The following is a 16,308-nucleotide window of genomic DNA, read 5'->3' as shown; positions in this document are numbered from 1 at the left end:
CAGGAGCTAACGTGCGAGACTGCTTGAGCATGGCCCCTTATGCTAGCTGGGGTTGCAGGCTGTACCACCGGTGCCCTGTCGAAGTCGCAGGCAACAGCTGACCGTTAGTTGCGTCTTAAGCCTGCAAAAAACGGCTGCGTCTGGCAGCCGCCCTTCTCTATTGCTTCAAGCCGCCTGCGTCTCCTTCAACGCTTGCCCCTGTTCCAACGCCTGATCACGCCGCTCGAAAATCTCCCGCGCCGCGAACAGTGCGTTCAGCGCCGCCGGAAAACCTGCGTAGAGCGCCATCTGCATGAACACCTCGACAATCTCCTCGCGCGTGCAGCCGACATTCAATGCCGCCTCGATATGCACTTTCAACTGCGGTTGCGCGCAGCCGAGCGTCGCCAGTGACGCAATCGTCGCGATCTCTCGCGCGCGCAGATCGAGTTGCGGCCGGCTGTAAATATCGCCGAAGCCGAATTCGATCAGCAGGCGTCCGAAATCCGGCGCGATCGGCGCGAGCGCGGCAATCACCTGCTCGCCCGTCGAGCCGTCGATTTCCTTCAGTTTGTTCCAGCCTCGGGTGTAGCGATCGTTTTGTGCGTGTTCCATGGTGAGTCCTTTTCCGAATGCGAAAGCGATTGGGTTTCGTCGATTTGTCGTGTCGGAGTGCCAGTGGCGGGCATCTGCCCAGCGAATTGCTCAGCGGCTTCGTAGTAAGCGATTTTGTCGACGATCGCACCGAGATTGCTCTGCAACTCGGCGATCCGCGCCAGAACCGCATCCCGGTGCGCCACCAGCATGTCGCGGCGCTCGCCCACTGTAGGCTGACCTGCTGCCCGCAGCGCCGCGAACGCTTGCATCCCGGCGATCGGCATACCCGTCGCCTTCAAGCGCATCACGAACTGCAGCCAGTCGAGATCGGCCGGCGAATACAGGCGATGCCCCGCCTGCGTGCGCCCAACCGCCCGAATCAGCCCGGCCTGCTCGTAATAACGCAGCGTATGGGTGGAGACGCCGATCGTCCCGGCGACCTCGCCGATCGTGAGTGCTTTTGACATTTTCGACATGACTGAACTCAGGTTAGGACTTCGAGTGCACTCTAAGTCAAGTGGGCGACGCTGTCATTTGTCTGCGGCGCGATTATTTACGGTGAGCAACGTTGATCGATAAACTCATATCGGCTTAATTGCCAGGCAAAAGCTTTAAATATTGTCCGCCCTGATTTACTTGTCATGAATCGATCGGTATAAATCGTCGGCGTTTGCAAATAAGGGCACGCAATTTGTTCTATGCTTAAGCGCAGCGCCTGCTGACAGGATGCGTCGTCCCGAGTTTTCCCTTTGCGGCTAATTTTTTTTGCCCTCTCAATGGAGTGCTTGCCATGCTGAAGAAGTTTTTGATGCTTTGCGTTGCTTTGGCTTTGTCGCTGTCGGCCGGATTTGCGTCGGCCGTCGAAGTGAATTCCGCCGATCAGGCGGCGCTCGAATCAGTCAAGGGTATCGGCCCGGTGCATGCAAAGGCGATCATCGACGAACGCACCAAGAACGGCCCGTTCAAGGACGCCGACGATCTCGCCAGCCGCGTCAAAGGCATCGGCACCAAATCGGTGACCAATCTCGAAGCGGCCGGTTTGACGATCAACGGCTCGTCCACGCCGCCTTCGGGCGCCAAGGCCGCCTCGAAGTCCAGTAGCACCGCAAGCACCAAGGCAGCGCCGGCAGCCGCACCTGCGACGACTACCACGGCCGCAACAACAGCACCCGCGGCACCGGCTGCGCCGGCCGAGGCATCCGGCACCAAGGCTTCGAAGTCGAAGAAAAAGAGCAAGGCTGCGGCGTCCGACGCAGCGGCAGCTTCCGCGCCGGCCACGGCGGCCGCTGCCAGCGCGCCGGCCGACGCATCCGGCACCAAAGCGTCGAAGAAGAAGGCGAAGAAGAGCAAGGCTGCATCGGCCGCGGCTGCCTCGGGCGGCGCGTAAACTGGGTAGAGCGCCGGCAGCATGGCGGCAGCGCTGGTCACGTGTGATGCATGCGTGGTCGATGGACACACAAGCGCCGCCCGCTCCCGTCCGCCTCCCTTCCACTGGCGCCGCGCGACCGCGCGGCGTTTTCACCCGCTGACTCGTCGAACACGGGTCGGCATTCAAGAGAGACCGTCATGAGCCTACTCGACACTATCGGTTCCCTGGTTGGCAAATCGCCTGAGGGCGGTGGCCAGCAAGCCCTTATTTCAGCTGCACTGGAGTTCGTCAATAACCAGCCGGGTGGCCTGAACGGCCTGATCAGCAGCTTTAAAGAAAAAGGCCTCGGCGACGTCGTTTCATCGTGGGTCGGTAACGGTGAGAACCAGGCGATTGCACCCGATGCACTCCATAACGTGCTCGGCTCGGATGCTGTCGCCAGCCTCGCCGCTAAAGCGGGTGTGCAGCCGGACCAGGTCACCGGTCTGCTCTCGCAGATTCTGCCGCACGTCGTCAACGCAGCAACGCCCCAAGGCGAAGTACCCGCCGAGGGCCAATTGAATGCAACGAGCGTGCTGGGCGCGCTCGGCGGCCTGTCAGCGCTGTTCGGCAAGGGCAACGCGTAAGCAGCGTCAACCGTCACCGCCTTATAACTGGCGAATTCGGGCGAAAAAAAGCGGCAACGAAGGTGACTTCGTTGCCGCTTTTTAACGTGGGCTGGAACGACCCGACTACTGCCGTTCCGTAGATAGGCTCAATGCGTTTCGCTTAATGCACGACGCGGTCGAATACCAGCTTGCCGTCTTCCACTTCGACCGGAATCACATCCTTCGGACCGAATTTGCCCGCCAGGATCAGCTTGGCGACCGGGTTCTCGATCTCCTGCTGGATTGCCCGCTTCAACGGCCGCGCCCCGAACAGCGGATCGTAACCAACCTTGCCGACGTGCTCGAGGGCCGCGTCCGACACCACCAGTTGCATATCGAGCTTGGCAAGCCGTTCATGCAGACGCTGCAGCTGAATCCGCGCGATCGACTGGATGTTCGAGCGGTCGAGCGCATGGAACACCACGACGTCGTCGATCCGGTTCAGGAACTCGGGCCGGAAATGCAGTTTCACTTCTTCCCAGACCGCGTCCTTCACCGCTTCCTGCGGCTCGCCGACCATCGCCTGGATCACTTGCGAACCGAGGTTCGACGTCATCACGATCACTGTGTTCTTGAAGTCCACAGTACGGCCCTGGCCGTCGGTCATGCGGCCGTCGTCGAGCACTTGCAACAGGACGTTGAACACGTCCGGATGCGCCTTCTCGATTTCGTCCAGCAGGATCACGCTGTACGGCTTGCGGCGCACGGCTTCGGTCAGGTAACCCCCTTCCTCGTAGCCGACATAGCCCGGCGGCGCGCCGATCAAACGCGCGACGCTATGCTTCTCCATGAATTCGCTCATGTCGATACGGATCAGATGATCTTCCGAATCGAACAGGAACGACGCCAGCGCCTTGCACAGCTCAGTCTTGCCCACACCGGTCGGCCCGAGGAACAGGAACGAGCCATACGGCCGGTTCGGATCCGCCAGACCCGCGCGTGAACGGCGAATTGCATCCGCTACCGCGGTGATCGCTTCGTCCTGACCGACCACGCGGTCGTGCAGTTTCTCTTCGATCTGCAGCAGTTTTTCGCGCTCGCCCTGCATCATGCGCGACACCGGAATGCCGGTGGAACGCGAGACGACTTCCGCGATTTCCTCCGCGCCCACCTGCGTGCGCAACAAACGCGGCCGTGTCGGGTTGTTCTGCTCTTTCGCTTCGGCCTGGGTCACTTCCTTCAACTGCGCTTCAAGACCCGGCAGCTTGCCGTACTGCAACTCGGCGACCTTCTCCAGCTTGCCTTCACGCTGCAAGCGAATGATTTCCGCACGCGTTTTTTCGATGTCTTCCTTCAACTGCGCGCTGCCCTGCACCGCCGCTTTTTCCGCGGTCCAGATTTCTTCGAGGTCCGAATACTCACGATCCAGCCGCTCGATTTCTTCTTCGATCAGTTGCAGACGCTTTTGCGACGCCTCGTCCTTTTCCTTCTTGACCGCTTCGCGTTCGATCTTCAACTGGATCAAACGACGGTCGAGCCGATCCATCTCTTCCGGCTTCGAATCGATTTCCATCTTGATCTTCGAAGCGGCTTCGTCGATCAGGTCGATGGCCTTGTCCGGCAGGAAACGATCCGTGATGTAGCGATGCGACAGTTCGGCCGCGGCGACAATCGCCGGGTCGGTGATGTCGACGCCGTGATGCAGTTCGTACTTCTCCTGCAAACCGCGCAGGATCGCGATGGTCGCCTCGACCGACGGTTCGTCGACCAGCACCTTCTGGAAACGGCGCTCGAGCGCGGCGTCCTTCTCGATGTACTTGCGATATTCGTCGAGCGTGGTGGCGCCGACGCAATGCAGTTCGCCGCGCGAGAGCGCGGGTTTGAGCATATTGCCCGCGTCCATTGCGCCTTCGGCTTTGCCCGCCCCGACCATCGTATGAATTTCGTCAATGAAAACGATGGTCTGGCCTTCGTCTTTCGCGATGTCGTTCAGCACGGCCTTCAGGCGTTCTTCGAACTCGCCGCGGTATTTTGCGCCGGCCAGCAACGCCGCCATGTCCAAAGACAGCACGCGCTTGCCTTTCAGCGTTTCCGGCACTTCGCCGTTGACGATACGCTGCGCGAGGCCTTCGACGATCGCGGTCTTACCCACACCCGGCTCGCCGATCAGCACCGGATTGTTCTTGGTGCGACGCTGCAGGATCTGGATCGAACGGCGAATTTCGTCGTCACGGCCGATCACGGGATCGAGCTTGCCCGCCCGCGCGCGCTCGGTCAGATCGACGGTGTATTTCTTCAGCGCTTCACGCTGGCTTTCGGCGTCCTGGCTATGCACTTGCGAACCGCCGCGCACCGCCACAATCGCGCTTTCCAGCGACTTGCGCGACAGCCCGTGCTGACGAGCGAGACGGCCTGCTTCGCCTTTATCGTCGGCGACCGCGAGCAGGAACATCTCGCTCGCGATGAACGTGTCGTTGAGTATTTGCGCTTCCTTATCCGCCTGATTCAGCAGACCAGTCAGTTCGCGGCCGATCTGCACGTTGCCGTCGGTGCCCTGCACCTGCGGCAGGCGCGTAATGGCATCGTTCAGCGCGGTTTGCAGCGCCTGGACATGCACGCCGGCACGTGACAGTAGCGAGCGCGCCGACCCATCCTGCTGGGCGACGAGCGCCGACAGGACATGAACCGGTTCAATGTATTGATTGTCATGACCGACCGCGAGGCTCTGCGCATCGGCCAGTGCTTCCTGGAACTTAGTGGTAAGTTTGTCGATTCTCATCAAGAGACCTCCAATTTCGATTACCACCAAATTGAGGCGTTTTACGCAGGTTTCAAGCGCTTTTTTGCAATCAGCAACAACTATTTAACATTTGACGCGCGAGAACTTGCCGGCGGATTTCAGGAGAACGGCGCCGCGCCGTCAGCAGGCGAGACCGGCACAATCGGGATGACGGTGCTTAAACCAAGCAGCGCAGCCAGCGGGCCGTGCGGTGTTGCAACCTCGCCGATGGTGTGGCGGTCGAGTTCAGCGAGGAACGCGTTGCGCGCCGCCTCGAGCGCGCCACGCAGACGGCAGTGCGGTGTAATGACACAGGCCCGGCGCTCACCTTGCTGGTCCGGAAAGCAGCCGACCAGCGCAAAGTCGCTTTCTGTAGCCCGAACGATCTCGCCCACGGTCAACGTGCTGGTTTGTTCAGCGAGCCGTAGGCCGCCGTTACGCCCGCGCACGGTCTCAACCCAGCCGAGTTCGCCAAGTTGCTGCACCACCTTCATCAAATGGTTCTTGGAGATCCCGTACGCGTCCGAGATATCCTGGATGGTCGATAGGCCCTCGCCACGAACGGCGAGATACATCAGGACGCGTAGCGAGTAATCCGTATAGTCGGTCAGTCTCATAAGTGCAGGTGTCACGATGAGCGCAAGCCGCGATCCAGGGGATAACCGCGTCGACGCAAGGGTTGCGGGGGCCGTCGCCTCGCCATAACATGCAGGCAATACGCATATTTTATTATTCTGCGCTGACAGGCGATGTTTGTCTCTCGGCAGTAATGGTAACGTTTCCCGCATAGGCCATTCATACGAAAAGCGGGGTATTCGTGGTCTAGTTTCTTTTGGTTACACGCGGTTTGAGGCCATTCGTGACGGTCTGTGGCGCTGTGTGGCGATTCATAATGAATAGTTTCAATATATGGAATTTGCATGAATCCGTCTTTCCCTCCCGCACCGGTTGTTGAACGCGCCGCCGAGCCCACCGAGTCGAATATTCGCGAACTCGTCTATGGCTTTTACGACCGCGTGCGCGCCGACCCGTTGCTCGGCCCCGTATTCGAAGCGACGCTGGCGGGTCGCTGGGATGACCACCTGCCCAAGATGTGCACGTTCTGGGGAAGCCTTGTTCTGGGCGCGAAGCAATATCGCGGCAATGTTCAGCAGGCGCATCAACCGCTCGAGGGTGTCGAGCCGCAGCATTTCAGCCGCTGGCTGTACCTGTTTCTGGACACCGTGGAGTCGCGCTATGAGCCGGCTGCGGCGGTCCGTTTCATGGAGCCGGCGCTGCGCATCGCGCAGAGCTTGCAGTTGAGCCGCTTCGGCTGGGATTACAAGATTCCAGCGGAACAGGAGGCATTGCTGGAGCGCGTCGCGCCGAAGCGGCGCCCGCGCGACGATGAGCCACACGATGGGCATGCCGGCGTCGTCTCGAGGCGGCCGCCTGGCGAGCCGTTTCCGACGCGGATCATCGGAAAGGCGAAAGACGATTGACGCGAGTGCTTGAGCAGCACGCGCCTTAGTCCGCTTCCTGGTTACCTGATTCGACACCCCACCTGGCCAGCGCCGCGTCGTCGGCGACGCGGGCATCGACCCAGCGCTCGCCTTCTTCAGTCTTCTCTTTCTTCCAGAACGGCGCCTGAGTCTTCAGATAGTCCATCACGAACTCACATGACGCGAAAGCGTCGCCCCGATGTGCGGCGGTGGTCGCCACCAGCACGATCTGGTCAAGCGGATAAAGCTTGCCTACCCGGTGCACGATCAGCACTTCGATTCCCGGCCAACGTTCACACGCACTCACGACGATGGCTTCCAGCGACTTCTCCGTCATGCCCGGATAGTGTTCGAGCTCCATGGTTTCAACCGCGCTGCCGTCGTTCAGATCGCGCACGGTGCCGACAAAGCAGGCCACCGCGCCGATCTTCGGATTGCGCGCGCGCAACGCGGCAACCTCGGCGGTAAGGTCGAAATCTTCCGTCTGGACGCGAACGGGCATCTCTTGCTCCTGTGCGGCTTAGCGCGTTTGGCGTGGTTGAGCGACGATCCGGCGCGGCTCAACCGCCGGTGACGGGCGGAAAGAATGCGACTTCGCAATCTTCGGTGATGCGCGTGCCGGCATCGGTCATTACGTGGTTGCAGGCCATGCGCAGCGCGCGGCCCTCGGCGAGGGTGTCGGCCCAGATGCCGCCGCGCACGCGCAACCAGGCGCGCACGTCGCCGACGGTCGCAATGCCGTCGGGCAGATCGACCGTTTCGTCGGCTGTTTCAAGCGCTTCGCGCACGCTTGCAAAGTATCGGAGTTGAATCTTCATCGGTAAGCCGCCGGCCGTTGCCGGCCTCAGTTCAGCAATTCGGAAAAGGGGATGAAACGCACGGTCTCGCCGACGCTGATTGCGTGGTTCGGCGGATTGTCGATCAGGCCGTCGCCCCATACGGTCGATGTCAGTACCGCCGAGCTCTGATTCGGAAACAGATCGAGGCCGCCGGCCGCATTGATGCGCGCGCGCAGGAATTCGTTGCGACGGTCGGCCTTCTTCTGCGTGAAATCGGCGCGCAGCGACAGCGCGCGCGGCGCCACCGTCCGCATGCCGGCCAGAAGCAGGACGAAGGGGCGAACGAACAGCAAAAAGGTCGCGAAGCTGGACACCGGATTGCCCGGCAGGCCGATGAAGAAGGTTTCGGCCGACGGAGCCGCATCTGTCTGCTGCGCCGCACGGCGCACAGCGCCGAACGCGAGCGGCTTGCCTGGTTTCATCGCGATCTGCCACATCGACAGGCGCCCTTCCGCCTCGACTGCCGGCTTGACGTGATCTTCCTCGCCTACCGACACGCCGCCGCAGGTGAGAATCAGATCGTGCGCTTGCGCGGCTTCGCGCAGGGTGGCGCGGGTAGCGTCGAGTTTATCGGGGACGATGCCGTAGTCGGTGACGTCGCAGCCCAGTTTTTCCAGCAGACCGCGCAGCGTGAAACGATTCGAGTTGTAGATCGCGCCGGGCTTCAGTGGCTCGCCAGGCATGGTCAGTTCGTCGCCAGTGAAGAACACGGCGACTTTTACGCGGCGGCGCACCTGAAGCTCAGCGCAGCCGACTGAGGCGGCGAGTCCTAATGCTTGCGGCGTCAGGCGCGTGCCCGCTGGAAGAATGACTGAGCCGCTGCGGATGTCGGCGCCTTGGGCCGTGATCCATTCACCGGGTGCCGGGCTGTGGAGGATGGTGACTTCGTTGCCGGCGGCCTCGGTTTGCTCCTGCATCACGATGGCGTCAGCGCCTCGCGGTACCGTAGCGCCTGTGAAGATACGGGCTGCCGTGCCTGGTTTTAGCGGCTCGGGCGCGTGGCCGGCTGGAATGCGTTGTGACACCGGTAGGCGGCGATTGCCATTCGTCGCCAGATCGTCCGCGTGGATCGCGTAGCCGTCCATTGAACTGGTGTTCATCGGAGGGACGTCGAGCGGCGAAATGACGTCTGCCGATAGCACGCGGTTGAGCGCGTCCAGCGTGGGGATCGATTCCGTGCCGGTGATCGGGCTCGCTGCGCTGAGCAGGGTCGCCAACGCTTCGGCAGTGGAGAGCATCGGAGCGCGGGGCGTTGGGGTGGACATCTTTTGGTCTCGGAGCCGCGGGTTAAAGGAATATTGTAGCGGTCGATTGGGATGGGCGGTGGCGGGTGGGGGTTATGGTGGGGTTTTTGCCTTTGGCGGTGGGGGTTTGCTGTGTGCCTGAGGCGTTGGCCTTTCCTTGATTTGTTATTGGTCTATTAGCGTTGCCCCTGTGCGGGGCGGCACCTACTTCTCTTTGCCTGCTGCAAAGAAAAGTAGGCAAAAGAAAGCAGCTCACACCGCTAGCTCATAAGTGGGTCCCCCGCGCAGTCGCGGCAGTGGTGCATCTGGAATCTGTGCTCTCGCACATTCAGCCCCGGTGACAAGGCAGTCATACTTCCGGCGGCGCTGCGCGCGCCGTGGCGGTGCTTCCTCTCAGTCTCGCCGTCGCATCGAGCGCGACTCTGTCGCGCTCGATACTCACGGTTTTACTCGCTCGTGTTCGCTGCGATGAAGTCCTTTACGCGCTGCACGTCAGCCGGTAACACTTCGAAGCGCTGTGGCAGCGACTCGAGCCCCGAAAACGCGGACGGGCGCTCCGGTTCGCGCTGCAGCGCTTCGCGGATCGTCTCGCCAAACTTGATCGGCTGCGCCGTCTCCAGCACGATCATCGGGATGCCCACCTGCAAATGCTCGCGCGCCACCGTCAGGCCGTCTGCCGTGTGCGTGTCGATCATCGTGTCGTATCGCTCGAAGACGTCGCGGATCGCGTCCACGCGGTCCTCGTGGCTGCTGCGACCCGACACGAAACCGAATTCCTTCACGCGTGCAAAATCGCCACTCGCCGCAAGGTCGAAACCACCCTTCTCTTCGACGTCGCGGAACAGTTGCAGCACGCGCGCCGGGTCGCGGCCCAACAGGTCAAACACGAAACGCTCGAAGTTCGAGGCCTTCGAGATGTCCATGCTCGGGCTGCTCGTGTGATACGTCTCAGCGGCCTTGCGCACACGATAAATGCCGGTGCGGAAGAACTCGTCCAGCACGTCGTTTTCGTTCGTGGCAACCACCAGCTTCTCAATCGGCAAACCCATCATGCGCGCGATGTGACCCGCACACACGTTCCCGAAATTGCCCGACGGCACCGTGAACGACACGCGCTCGTCGTTCGACTTCGTCGCGGCAAAGTAGCCCTTGAAGTAGTACACGACCTGCGCCACCACACGCGCCCAGTTGATCGAGTTGACCGTGCCAATCTTGTACTTCGCCTTGAACGCGTGATCGTTCGACACCGCCTTCACGATGTCCTGCGCGTCGTCGAACACGCCCTCAACCGCAATGTTGAAAATGTTCGGGTCCTGCAGGCTGTACATCTGCGCAGTCTGGAACGCGCTCATCTTCTTGTGCGGTGACAGCATGAACACGCTAATGCCCTTCTTGCCACGCATCGCGTATTCGGCGGCGCTGCCGGTGTCACCGGACGTCGCGCCCAGAATGTTCAGCGTCTCGCCGTGCCTCGCCAGCGCGTACTCGAACAGGTTGCCGATCAACTGCATCGCCATGTCCTTGAACGCAAGCGTCGGACCGTTCGACAGTTCCAGCAGCGACAGCGGCGCGCCGTTCTCGACGCCCAGCGTCTTCAACGGCGTGATCTGTGCGGCGCTTTCGTCGTTGCGCACGTGGCAGTACGTCTCGGCCGTGTAGGTCTTGCGTGTCAGTACACGCAGGTCTTCAGCAGGAATGTCGTCGCTGAATTTCGACAGGATTTCGAAGGCGAGGTCCGCATACGGCAGCGTGCGCCAGCGCGCCAGTTCGTCAGCCGTGACGCGCGGATATTCCGCCGGCAGGTACAGGCCGCCATCTTTGGCAAGACCACCCAGCAGAATCTCGGAAAAGGTATGGTGCTCGCCGGCTCCGGCGCCGCGCGTAGAAAGGTAGTTCATAGTTCGGCCTAGTTCAGCGCTTCCATGCGCAGCTTCGTGACTTGCGAGACAACGGTCTTCAGCGCTTCGATCGTCTTGATCGCGGCATTGACGTTCTTTTCAACCGTTTCGTGCGTAATCAGGATGATGTCGGTTTCGCCCTTGCCGTTCGCGTCGACCTGCTCCGATTCCTTCTGCAGCAACGCGTCGATCGAGATGCCCGTATCCGCCAGAATGCGCGTGATGTCGGCCAGCACGCCCGTCACGTCGGCCACCCGCAGACGCAGGTAGTAGCCGCTCGTCACTTCGTCGATCGGCAGGATCGGCGTGCTCGACAGGCTGTCCGGCTGGAATGCCAGATGCGGCACGCGATGCTCCGGGTCCGCCGTATGCAAACGCGTCACATCGACCAGATCAGCCACCACGGCGGACGCCGTCGGCTCCGCGCCCGCGCCCTTGCCGTAGTACAGGGTGGAGCCAACCGCGTCGCCGTGCACGACCACCGCGTTCATTGCGCCTTCGACGTTCGCCAGCAGGCGTTTTTCCGGAATCAGCGTGGGATGCACGCGCAGCTCAATCCCCTTGTCCGTACGGCGCGAGATGCCGAGCAGCTTGATGCGGTAGCCGAGTTCCTCGGCGTATTTGATGTCGATTGCAGCCAGTTTGCTGATGCCTTCGACGTACGCCTTGTCGAATTGCACCGGTACGCCGAATGCGATCGCGCTCATGATCGTCGCCTTGTGGGCGGCGTCGACACCTTCGATGTCGAAGGTCGGATCGGCTTCGGCGTAACCCAGTTCCTGCGCGGCCTTCAGCGCGGTCGCGAAGTCGAGCCCACGGTCGCGCATCTCCGAGAGGATGTAGTTCGTCGTGCCGTTGATGATGCCGGCGATGTACTGGATGCGATTGGCCGTCAGCCCTTCGCGCAGCGCCTTGATGATCGGAATGCCACCCGCCACCGCCGCCTCGAACGACACCATCACACCGTTGGCGCGCGCCGCTTCGAAAATCTCCGTGCCGTGCACGGCGAGCAGCGCCTTGTTGGCGGTGACCACGTGCTTGCGGTTTTTGATCGCGCGCAGGACGAGATCGCGCGCCACGCCCGTGCCGCCGATCATTTCCGCCACGATATCGATCGACGGATCGTCGACCACCGCGTTGAAGTCATCGGTCACCGCCACTGTGCCGGCAGCGCTTCCGAGCGCCGCAGTCGCCTTGGCGGGATTGCGCACGGCAATGCGCGCGATCTCGATGCCGCGGCCCGCGCGGCGTTTGATTTCTTCCTGGTTGCGGCGCAGTACCGTGAAGGTGCCGCTGCCTACCGTGCCGAAGCCCAGCAGTCCAACTTTGATCGGTTCCATGCAGCGTGTGTTTTCGAGTAAGTGATTAAAAGGAAACGGGGGCTGGCAGCGGCGCGCGCCGGGCGCGCCGTCCATCTCAAGCCGTGTGGCGTTTGCGGTAGCCGTCGAGGAAGCGCGCGATCCGGTTGATCGAATCCGCAAGGTCGTCCACGTTCGGCAGGAACACGACGCGGAAGTGATCCGGCGTCTTCCAGTTGAAACCGGTGCCTTGAACCAGCAGCACGCGTTCTTCCAGCAGAAGGTCGAGGATGAACTGCTGGTCGTCCTTGATCGGATAAATCTTCGGATCGAGGCGCGGGAACATGTACAGCGCCGCTTCGGGCTTCACGCAGCTCACGCCGGGGATCGCCGTCAACATGTCATACGCGAGTTCGCGCTGTTTGTACAGGCGCCCGCTCGGCACGATCAGGTCGTTGATGCTTTGATAGCCGCCGAGCGCGGTCTGGATCGCGTACTGGCCGGGTACGTTCGGGCACAAGCGCATCGAGGCCAGAATCCCGAGCCCTTCGAAATAGTCTTTGGCATTGCGGCGGTTCTCGCCGGTCAGACCCGAGATGAACATCCAGCCGGCGCGATAACCGCACGAACGGTAGCTTTTCGACAGGCTGTTGAACGTGACGGTGAGCACGTCTTCGGAGAGCGCGGCCATCGACGTGTGCTTCTTGCCGTCATAGACGATCTTGTCGTAAACCTCGTCGGCGAAAATGACGAGGCCATGCTGGCGGGCGATCTCGATCAGGCCGAGCAGCAGTTCGTCCGAGTACAGCGCGCCGGTGGGGTTGTTCGGGTTGATGACGACGAGCGCGCGCGTATTCGGCGTGATCTTCGCGCGAATGTCGTCCAGGTCCGGCATCCAGCTGTTCGATTCGTCGCAGATGTAATGCACCGGCGTGCCGCCCGACAGGCTGACGCCGGCGGTCCACAGCGGATAGTCCGGCGCGGGCAGCAACACTTCGTCGCCGTCGTTCAGGAGGCCCTGCAGCGCCATCACGATCAGCTCGGAGGCGCCATTACCGATGTAGATGTCGTCCAGTTCGACGCCGTGCACGCCCTTTTGCTGGGTGTAATGCATGATCGCCTTGCGCGCGGCGAACACACCCTTGGAATCCGAGTAGCCGGACGAGCCCGGCAAATTCAGAATCATGTCCTGGATGATTTCATCCGGCGCGTCGAAGCCGAACGGCGCGAGATTGCCGATGTTCAGCTTGATGATGCGGTGGCCCTCTTCTTCGAGCCGCTTCGCATGTTCGAGGACGGGCCCGCGAATGTCGTAGCAGACATTCAACAACTTGTTGGATTTGAGAATCGGTTTCACGGCGGGCACTTCATCCTGTTGTTGGGCTTGGGCGAACAAGCGGGAGCGAAAAAACGCCGCGCCCGGCAAGTCCGCCGATACGGGGAATTATGACGCGGCGCGGCCGCCAGACGCGGATACGGCGATTGGGCTGACTTCCCGGGCCGGTTAGGCGCGCGTCCGGCGGATTGCGCCGGTGGAGCTGCCAAACAGACTCAAAGTGGGCCTTAAATAGACCCAAAGCAGACCAAAAGCAGGCAAAAAACAGTCGAAAAGCGGGCAGAACCGAGGCAGGTAGCCGGTGGGCCACGCCCGTGCCCTCAGCGTGGCTTATGGCAGCGCATGAGGTGGCACTTGAGCGAGGGGCGCCGCAAGGCGGCTAAAAAGTTATAATTTAGCGGATTTTGGCCGACTTCCGCAATGCACAAACCGCAACGGCAAGCCTTTTCGGCCGCTTCTGTCCCACTCGCGTGTCTCACTCGCGTCAAACCGCCCTGCTTCGGTTCTGCCCGGTCAGGCCGCCAACACGCATGATGTCTCACGACGACTTCGGAAAACGAATTTGAAATTACATCAGGATTCCAGCGGCGCCCTGAACACCGTCACCGGTTACGGCGCCGACTATGTCGAAATCAATCTGGTGCGCCATTCGGGCAGCATTCTCGTGCTGCCGGAAACGCCCGTCATCGCCTGGCCGGTCTCCTCGTTCGAGGACCTGAGCGCCGAGCACTTCGCCATGCTGGTGGAGTCAGCGCCCGAAGTGGTCGTGTTCGGCAGCGGTGAACGGCTGCGTTTCCCGCATCCGCGTCTGACCGCCGCGCTTACCGCCAAACGCATCGGCGTCGAAACGATGGACTTCAAGGCTGCTTGCCGGACCTACAACATTCTGATGGCCGAGGGCCGCAAGGTCGCGGCCGCGTTGCTGATCGAAGCATAGCGGTGCCGCGCGGCCGCCGGGTAGTTAGCGTACAGGCGCACGCCGCCCACGCACGGCCCCACAGCGTTCGCGCGGCCGCGACCGGCCGCGCGCCCTGGCCGCGTCACGGCCGATAACGTACACTGCGCGCCGTTGGTGCCTTACCGACAACCGTCATTTCCAGATAACAACGCTTCGCTGCTCATGCCGCGTCGCACAAAAGGTTGAAATCCATGAACGATACGCCGTCGAGGCTACCGCTCAATCGCACCACGATCCTGCTGCTGGTGCTGGCCCTCGCCGTAATCTGGTTCGTGCCACTCGGCTGGCGCCATCTGCTGCCGAGCGACGAAGGCCGCTACGCCGAAATGGCGCGCGAAATGTTCGTCACCGGTGACTGGATCACGCCGCGCTACAACGGCTACAAGTATTTCGAGAAACCGCCGCTGCAAACCTGGACGAACGCGCTCACGTTCGCGTGGTTTGGCATCGGCGAATGGCAGGCGCGGCTCTACACCGCGCTGACGGGCTTTGCCGGCGTGCTGCTGATCGGCTTCACCGGCGCGCGCGTGTTCAACGCGGCGACCGGCGTGTTCGCGGCGATCGTGCTGGCCACGTCGCCTTACTGGAACCTGATGGGCCACTTCAACACGCTCGACATGGGCCTGTCGTTCTGGATGGAGCTGACGCTCTGCGCACTGCTGCTGGCGCAGCGCCCCAACCTGCCGACAGCCAACGTGCGGGCATGGATGTGGGTGTGCTGGGGGGCAATGGCGCTGGCGGTGCTGTCCAAGGGACTGGTCGGCATCATCCTGCCGGGTGCGGTGCTGGTGCTGTACACCCTGGCCGCACGCGACTGGGCCGTCTGGAAGCGTCTGCATCTGATCGGCGGCCTGATCGTGTTCTTCGCGATCGTCACGCCGTGGTTCGTGCTGGTGCAGCAGCGCAACCCGGAATTTCTGAACTTCTTCTTCATCGTTCAACAGTTCAAGCGCTATCTGACGCCTGAGCAGAACCGCCCGGGGCCAGTCTATTACTTCGTGCCGGTGCTGCTGGTCGGCTTCCTGCCGTGGTTGTCCGTGACCTTCCAGAGCGTGCGCCACGCGTGGCGCCTGCCGCGCCAGCCCAACGGCTTCGCGCCGGTCACGCTGATGCTGGTGTGGACCGCGTTCATCTTCCTGTTCTTCAGCGCGTCTCACTCGAAGCTCCTGTCCTACACGCTGCCGATCGCCCCGCCGATCGCGCTCCTGATCGGCATGTACCTGCCGCTCGTCACACGTGACCAGCTGCGCCGCCATCTGGCCGGCTACGCGCTGTTTCTCGTCGTGGCGGCGTTTGGCGCGCTGTTCATGGCGCGCTTCGGCAACGCGCGCAACCCGACCGAGCTGTATGTCGAATACCGCACCTGGGTGCTGGCGGCAATCGGCGTCGCCTTCTTGCTCACGCTGGCCGCGCTGTGGCTGAACCGCCGCAGCCGCGCCGGCACTCTCGGCGCCGTCGCGAGCTTTGGCGCGGCGTGGCTGCTGCTCGGCACGATCGCCGGGACGGGGCACGACGTGTTCGGCCGCCTGAGCTCCGGCGCGCCGCTCGCGCCCGCGATCAAGGCTGAGATCGCAAAGTTGCCGGCCGATACGCCGTTCTACTCGGTCGGCGTGCTCGACCACACGCTGCCGTTCTATGTCGACCACACGATGATCATGGTCGAACATCCTGACGAACTGGCGTTCGGCGTGTCCGTCGAACCGCAGAAATGGGTGCCTTCGGTCGACGCGTGGATCGAGCGCTGGAAGGCTGACCGCTATGCGCTCGCGCTGATCCCGCCGCAGACTTACGACAGGCTGCTCAAAGAGGGACTGCCGATGCAAGTGATCGCGCGCGACTCGCGCCGGGTGGTCGTGATGAAGCCGCTGGCCGCATCCGGCGCCGCAGCACAGGGCGCACCGGCGTCCAATACACCCGCGGCAGTAGAAAAACCACAACAATGA

General features: G+C 62.0%; 15 protein-coding genes. 5 read left to right on the top strand and 10 right to left on the bottom strand.

Annotated features, from left to right (window positions below; translation table 11 throughout):
• Positions 1 to 165: 165 nt before the first annotated feature.
• Together KHO31_RS06080 and KHO31_RS06075 are read right to left on the bottom strand one after the other, a co-directional pair.
• Complete coding sequence (locus KHO31_RS06080; protein ID WP_201076124.1) at positions 166 to 594, bottom strand: carboxymuconolactone decarboxylase family protein; 429 nt, start codon at positions 592 to 594, stop codon at positions 166 to 168.
• Positions 546 to 1,052 carry a MerR family transcriptional regulator gene (locus tag KHO31_RS06075; protein WP_201076126.1) on the bottom strand — a complete coding sequence of 169 codons (507 nt, stop codon included), beginning with the start codon at positions 1,050 to 1,052 and terminating at the stop codon, positions 546 to 548. The genes KHO31_RS06080 and KHO31_RS06075 overlap by 49 nt, the downstream gene beginning before the upstream one ends.
• A gap of 314 nt (positions 1,053 to 1,366) precedes the next feature.
• Here KHO31_RS06075 and KHO31_RS06070 point away from each other — a divergent pair, with 314 nt between their 5' ends.
• Positions 1,367 to 1,963 carry a ComEA family DNA-binding protein gene (locus tag KHO31_RS06070; protein WP_201076128.1) on the top strand — a complete coding sequence of 199 codons (597 nt, stop codon included), beginning with the start codon at positions 1,367 to 1,369 and terminating at the stop codon, positions 1,961 to 1,963.
• Positions 1,964 to 2,013: 50 nt separating this feature from the next.
• On the top strand, positions 2,014 to 2,571 hold the full coding sequence (locus tag KHO31_RS06065; protein ID WP_407945922.1) for a YidB family protein: 558 nt from the start codon (positions 2,014 to 2,016) through the stop codon (positions 2,569 to 2,571).
• Between the two features lie 142 nt (positions 2,572 to 2,713).
• Here the strand turns inward: KHO31_RS06065 and clpB are convergent, their stop codons facing one another.
• Together clpB and KHO31_RS06055 are read right to left on the bottom strand one after the other, a co-directional pair.
• Positions 2,714 to 5,311 (bottom strand): ATP-dependent chaperone ClpB, encoded by a 2,598-nt coding sequence (gene clpB / locus KHO31_RS06060; RefSeq protein WP_201076132.1) that lies wholly within the window; start codon positions 5,309 to 5,311, stop codon positions 2,714 to 2,716.
• 119 nt (positions 5,312 to 5,430) lie between these two features.
• Positions 5,431 to 5,928 (bottom strand): Rrf2 family transcriptional regulator, encoded by a 498-nt coding sequence (locus tag KHO31_RS06055; protein WP_201076133.1) that lies wholly within the window; start codon positions 5,926 to 5,928, stop codon positions 5,431 to 5,433.
• Positions 5,929 to 6,231: 303 nt separating this feature from the next.
• On the opposite strand from KHO31_RS06055, the gene KHO31_RS06050 reads away from it, so the two are divergent.
• Complete coding sequence (locus KHO31_RS06050) at positions 6,232 to 6,792, top strand: group III truncated hemoglobin (protein WP_201076135.1); 561 nt, start codon at positions 6,232 to 6,234, stop codon at positions 6,790 to 6,792.
• A 25-nt stretch (positions 6,793 to 6,817) separates the two neighbouring features.
• Here the strand turns inward: KHO31_RS06050 and KHO31_RS06045 are convergent, their stop codons facing one another.
• The 6 genes from KHO31_RS06045 to KHO31_RS06020 all read right to left on the bottom strand — a co-directional run bounded on the left by KHO31_RS06045 (position 6,818) and on the right by KHO31_RS06020 (position 13,437).
• A complete protein-coding gene (locus tag KHO31_RS06045) occupies positions 6,818 to 7,294 on the bottom strand; it encodes a molybdenum cofactor biosynthesis protein MoaE (protein WP_201076136.1) in 477 nt (158 codons plus the stop codon).
• Between the two features lie 58 nt (positions 7,295 to 7,352).
• Positions 7,353 to 7,610 (bottom strand): molybdopterin converting factor subunit 1, encoded by a 258-nt coding sequence (moaD, locus tag KHO31_RS06040; protein WP_172171862.1) that lies wholly within the window; start codon positions 7,608 to 7,610, stop codon positions 7,353 to 7,355.
• A gap of 26 nt (positions 7,611 to 7,636) precedes the next feature.
• Complete coding sequence (locus KHO31_RS06035) at positions 7,637 to 8,869, bottom strand: molybdopterin molybdotransferase MoeA (protein ID WP_201076460.1); 1,233 nt, start codon at positions 8,867 to 8,869, stop codon at positions 7,637 to 7,639.
• A 452-nt stretch (positions 8,870 to 9,321) separates the two neighbouring features.
• Entirely contained in the window at positions 9,322 to 10,773 is a 1,452-nt protein-coding gene (gene thrC, locus KHO31_RS06030; protein WP_211622898.1) for a threonine synthase, read from the bottom strand.
• An 8-nt stretch (positions 10,774 to 10,781) separates the two neighbouring features.
• On the bottom strand, positions 10,782 to 12,113 hold the full coding sequence (locus KHO31_RS06025) for a homoserine dehydrogenase (protein ID WP_201076138.1): 1,332 nt from the start codon (positions 12,111 to 12,113) through the stop codon (positions 10,782 to 10,784).
• Between the two features lie 76 nt (positions 12,114 to 12,189).
• A complete protein-coding gene (locus KHO31_RS06020) occupies positions 12,190 to 13,437 on the bottom strand; it encodes a pyridoxal phosphate-dependent aminotransferase (RefSeq protein ID WP_321207314.1) in 1,248 nt (415 codons plus the stop codon).
• 532 nt (positions 13,438 to 13,969) lie between these two features.
• On the opposite strand from KHO31_RS06020, the gene KHO31_RS06015 reads away from it, so the two are divergent.
• Together KHO31_RS06015 and KHO31_RS06010 are read left to right on the top strand one after the other, a co-directional pair.
• Positions 13,970 to 14,344 carry an Mth938-like domain-containing protein gene (locus tag KHO31_RS06015; protein ID WP_201076140.1) on the top strand — a complete coding sequence of 125 codons (375 nt, stop codon included), beginning with the start codon at positions 13,970 to 13,972 and terminating at the stop codon, positions 14,342 to 14,344.
• Between the two features lie 212 nt (positions 14,345 to 14,556).
• Positions 14,557 to 16,308, top strand: coding sequence for a glycosyltransferase family 39 protein (locus KHO31_RS06010; protein ID WP_201076142.1), 1,752 nt, complete (start codon positions 14,557 to 14,559; stop codon positions 16,306 to 16,308).

The organism is Paraburkholderia domus, assembly GCF_905220705.1.
Lineage (GTDB): Bacteria > Pseudomonadota > Gammaproteobacteria > Burkholderiales > Burkholderiaceae > Paraburkholderia > Paraburkholderia domus.
This window is presented reverse-complemented; position numbering and strand designations above follow the sequence as displayed.

Excerpts from the sequence above, each read along its gene's own strand:
- KHO31_RS06025 (WP_201076138.1), bottom strand. The coding sequence starts at position 12,113 with ATGGAACCGATCAAAGTTGGACTGCTGGGCTTCGGCACGGTAGGCAGC.
- KHO31_RS06075 (WP_201076126.1), bottom strand. The coding sequence starts at position 1,052 with ATGTCGAAAATGTCAAAAGCACTCACGATCGGCGAGGTCGCCGGGACG.
- KHO31_RS06055 (WP_201076133.1), bottom strand. The coding sequence starts at position 5,928 with ATGAGACTGACCGACTATACGGATTACTCGCTACGCGTCCTGATGTAT.
- KHO31_RS06050 (WP_201076135.1), top strand. The coding sequence starts at position 6,232 with ATGAATCCGTCTTTCCCTCCCGCACCGGTTGTTGAACGCGCCGCCGAG.
- KHO31_RS06065 (WP_407945922.1), top strand. The coding sequence starts at position 2,014 with ATGCGTGGTCGATGGACACACAAGCGCCGCCCGCTCCCGTCCGCCTCC.
- KHO31_RS06045 (WP_201076136.1), bottom strand. The coding sequence starts at position 7,294 with ATGCCCGTTCGCGTCCAGACGGAAGATTTCGACCTTACCGCCGAGGTT.
- moaD (WP_172171862.1), bottom strand. The coding sequence starts at position 7,610 with ATGAAGATTCAACTCCGATACTTTGCAAGCGTGCGCGAAGCGCTTGAA.
- KHO31_RS06080 (WP_201076124.1), bottom strand. The coding sequence starts at position 594 with ATGGAACACGCACAAAACGATCGCTACACCCGAGGCTGGAACAAACTG.
- thrC (WP_211622898.1), bottom strand. The coding sequence starts at position 10,773 with ATGAACTACCTTTCTACGCGCGGCGCCGGAGCCGGCGAGCACCATACC.
- clpB (WP_201076132.1), bottom strand. The coding sequence starts at position 5,311 with ATGAGAATCGACAAACTTACCACTAAGTTCCAGGAAGCACTGGCCGAT.
- KHO31_RS06035 (WP_201076460.1), bottom strand. The coding sequence starts at position 8,869 with ATGCTCTCCACTGCCGAAGCGTTGGCGACCCTGCTCAGCGCAGCGAGC.
- KHO31_RS06070 (WP_201076128.1), top strand. The coding sequence starts at position 1,367 with ATGCTGAAGAAGTTTTTGATGCTTTGCGTTGCTTTGGCTTTGTCGCTG.
- KHO31_RS06010 (WP_201076142.1), top strand. The coding sequence starts at position 14,557 with ATGAACGATACGCCGTCGAGGCTACCGCTCAATCGCACCACGATCCTG.